At 50.4% G+C, this 672-nt stretch carries 1 protein-coding gene; it reads right to left on the bottom strand.

Annotated features, from left to right (window positions below):
* A partial coding sequence (locus AB3X55_13400; GenBank protein MEX0504580.1) for a DMT family transporter occupies positions 1–551 on the bottom strand: 551 nt, incomplete at its 3' end.
* Positions 552–672: the final 121 nt, after the last annotated feature.

A 672-nucleotide genomic window follows, 5' to 3' on the forward strand; every position in this document is an offset into this window, starting at 1 on the left:
AGCAGAACAAGGCCGCTGGAGGCGAACAGGACGCAAGAATAAAATGACAGAAGCAGGGTTGAGAAGCTGTCGGACACCAGTTTTGTGCCCACGTCCCGCAACGTCATGCCAATCGCGGACACAAATACGAGGCCGGTCATCACGTCGAAGTTGGTGTCGCCGGGCTGGACGATGAAAAGGGTTCCCAGAAAACCAACGCAAATTGCCAGCGCGCGGCGTATTCCGACCCGCTCTCCAAGAAACAGCGCGGCAACAGCGGTTATCATCAGCGGCACCGTTTGGATAATCGCTCCAATCGTGGATATCGGCACATAAGCCAGTGCCAGACACATGCTGGTTGCCGCGACAACTTCACCGACATTGCGTAACATCACTGACGAGTTCAACAGGGGTGAAAGCCGTATGGCTTCCCCCTTCATCCTCAGGAGTGTCAAAAAAACAAAGGACGATCCGATGCCAAGAAGGATCATTATCTGACCTACAGGCATTGTTTGGCTGGCAATCTTGATCAGTAAGTCAGCGAACGTAAAACAGCCCATCGCAATAATCATCAGGATTATGCTTTTGAGATTATTCTTATTAGGTGGCTTGGAAATGGTCTTGTCGATGAGATCACCTATGAGAAAGGGCTTTTTGAGATCAATCTGAACCGCTCAGATTTGCCATTTCCAC

This window comes from Alphaproteobacteria bacterium LSUCC0719 (genome assembly GCA_040839025.1).
Taxonomy (GTDB): Bacteria; Pseudomonadota; Alphaproteobacteria; order Puniceispirillales; family Puniceispirillaceae; genus UBA8309.